This window comes from Borreliella japonica (assembly GCF_900099615.1).
GTDB lineage: Bacteria > Spirochaetota > Spirochaetia > Borreliales > Borreliaceae > Borreliella > Borreliella japonica.
In genome coordinates, this window is sequence record NZ_FMTE01000002.1 from 461,230 (window position 1) to 462,280 (window position 1,051).

Genomic DNA, 1,051 nt, shown 5'->3' on the forward strand with positions numbered 1-1,051 from the left:
CTTTTTTAACCCTTGAGGTTCTTTTGACTTTGGAGAAAGATTTTAAAATAATTATTGCAACCGGTAGAAGGTTAAGTGAAGTTAAAAATATTAGGAATCAATTAAAAGAAATTAACATTAATGAAAATTATCTTGTAACGGCGAATGGAGCTGAAGTTTTTTTGCAAGAAAATTTAATTTTTAGACATGCAATGAGTTATGGTTTAGTAAAAGAAATTCTCAAGATACATACAGGCAATGTTGATGTTAATCTTTATACTTTTGATACTTGGTATTCTAATTCAGATGTTAAAAGTCCTATTATGAAACATTTTATTAAAGATTTAGGTTTAAGTGTTATTGTTGGAGATTTGACCAAATTAAACGTTGATTCTGTTTCTAAGATTGTTTATTATTGTGACGATCTAGAAACTCTTAATAAGCTTGCCAATGAGATTAAGAGTAAAGATTTTCAGGATATAAGGATATTTTTTTCTTCTAAGGATTTATTGGAGGTTACCAATATTAATGCTGATAAATATAATGCTATTAAAAATATTGCTTTTCTTGAAAACATTCCATTATGTGATGTTTTAGCTTTTGGAGATAATAATAATGATTATGAAATGCTTAAAAATCTTGGCAAAGGGGTTTTAATGAAAAATGCTAATGAATTTCTTAAAAATAATTTAGCAAATAATGAAATAACAAAATTTAGCAACAATGAAGATGGTGTTGCCAGGTTTTTGATTGATTTTTTTGAACTTGATAATAGTTATGAATAATAAATATGAATAATTTGTATCCGAATGTTTAATGTATTTGGCTTGTTTTTAGCAGAATATTCTATTTAAAATTTGAATTTTTTATTCATAATGTATTTTTATAAATAAATTTATAAAAATACTAAGATAAGTATTGACATGGGTTAAACAAAGATATATATTATTCTATGTTGCATAAACAAATTGGCAAAATAGAGATGGAAGATAAAAATATGGTCAAAGTAATAAGAGTCTATGGTGAATGCCTAGGAGCTTTAAGGCGAAGAAGGTCGTGGTAAGCTGCGAAA

1 protein-coding gene (cut by a window edge) is annotated in these 1,051 nt (G+C 25.9%); it reads left to right on the plus strand.

Translation table 11 applies throughout. The features are described from left to right. On the plus strand, positions 1 to 764 hold the 3' portion of the coding sequence (locus BLO14_RS02175; protein ID WP_091972255.1) for a Cof-type HAD-IIB family hydrolase. The gene continues 79 nt to the left of window position 1, outside the view; 764 of the gene's 843 nt are visible here — the last part of the coding sequence; the start codon falls outside the window, past its left edge; its stop codon occupies positions 762 to 764. Positions 765 to 1,051 lie beyond the last annotated feature (287 nt).